The sequence below is a fragment of the Algoriphagus oliviformis genome (assembly GCF_017254915.1).
Taxonomy (GTDB): Bacteria; Bacteroidota; Bacteroidia; order Cytophagales; family Cyclobacteriaceae; genus Algoriphagus; species Algoriphagus oliviformis.
In genome coordinates this window covers 1-1,618 of sequence record NZ_JAFKCT010000022.1, presented here as the reverse complement: position 1 = coordinate 1,618, position 1,618 = coordinate 1, and the positions used below count along the sequence as shown (strand labels likewise).

General features: G+C 53.7%; 1 rRNA gene. It reads left to right on the top strand.

Features of this window, described 5'->3' with window-relative positions:
- Window positions 1–64 precede the first annotated feature (64 nt).
- Window positions 65–1,618, top strand: a 23S ribosomal RNA gene (locus J0A68_RS22340); the annotation flags it as partial.

The following is a 1,618-nucleotide window of genomic DNA, read 5'->3' as shown; positions in this document are numbered from 1 at the left end:
CAAGTTCATTGACATATCGAAGTAGAAATTGTAACAGAGGTCCCGGGAAACCGGGACGTAAGTAGAGTAAGTGACTAAGGGCGCACGGGGGATGCCTAGGCTCTCAGAGGCGAGGAAGGACGTGATAAGCTGCGAAAAGCCACGGGGATCGGCCAATGCGAAACGATCCGTGGATATCCGAATGGGGCAACCCAGTCCGCCATCGGCGGACTATTCCGTAAGGAAAGCGAACGTGGGGAACTGAAACATCTAAGTACCCATAGGAGGAGAAAATAACAATGATTCCGTGAGTAGTGGCGAGCGAAAGCGGAGGAGCCCAAACCGTGCCTGTTACGGCATGCACGGGGTTGTAGGACCTGTATGATCAATGACGACGCGACGGGAACGGCATGGGAAGGCCGACCACAGGGGGTGAGAGTCCCGTACTGGAAGCGTGGTTTGCGAGACGGGTATCCTGAGTAGGTCGGGACCGGAGAAATCCCGATTGAAACTGCCGGCACCATCCGGTAAGGCTAAATACTCCTGAGAGACCGATAGTGGACGAGTACCGTGAGGGAAAGGTGAAAAGTACTCCGAATAGGAGGGTGAAATAGAACCTGAAACCGTGCGCTTACAAGCGGTCGGAGCCACGCGATGTGGTGACGGCGTGCCTTTTGCATAATGAGCCTACGAGTTACTCCTCTCCGGCAAGGGTAAGGCATTCAGTGCCGCACCCGGAGCGAAAGCGAGTCTGAAAGGGCGCTTGAGTCGGAGGGGGTAGACGCGAAACTTAGTGATCTACCCATGGCCAGGTTGAAGGTTGGGTAAAACCAACTGGAGGACCGAACCGATAAGCGTTGAAAAGCTTCCGGATGAGCTGTGGGTAGGGGTGAAAGGCTAATCAAACTGAGAAATAGCTCGTACTCCCCGAAATGTTTTTAGGAACAGCGTCGGGAATTGTATGGCGGAGGTAGAGCTACCGATAGGACTAGGGGGAGTCACATCCTACCAAATCCTGACGAACTCCGAATGCCGCCATACAGAACCGGCAGTGAGGGCTGGGGTGCTAAGGTCCCAGTCCGAGAGGGAAAGAACCCAGACCTTCCGCTAAGGTCCCCAAATCCAGATTAAGTTGAACAAAGGTGGTCCAGTTGCAGAGACAGCCAGGAGGTTAGCTTGGAAGCAGCTATTCCTTTAAAGAGTGCGTAACAGCTCACTGGTCGAGCGACAGGGCGTCGATAATAATCGGGCATCAAATCTGGTACCGAAGCGAAGGATTCCGCCCCAGGCGGAGTGGTAGGGGAGCATTCCAACGGCGGCGAAGGTATACCGTAAGGTGTGCTGGAGCTTTTGGAAAAGCAAATGTAGGCATAAGTAACGATAAGGCGGGCGAGAAACCCGCCCACCGTAAGACCCAGGTTTCCTGATCAACGTTAATCGGATCAGGGTTAGTCGGGACCTAAGGCGAACCCGAGAGGGGTAGTCGATGGACAACGGGTTAATATTCCCGTACTGGTTATACAGGCAATGGAGTGACGGAGTGATGAAAGATCCGCGCGGTGACGGAATACCGCGTTGAAGCCGGTAGGTATTGGTTTGATAGTTAAATGCGTCAGACTAGCCGAAGGTGATAGTACCG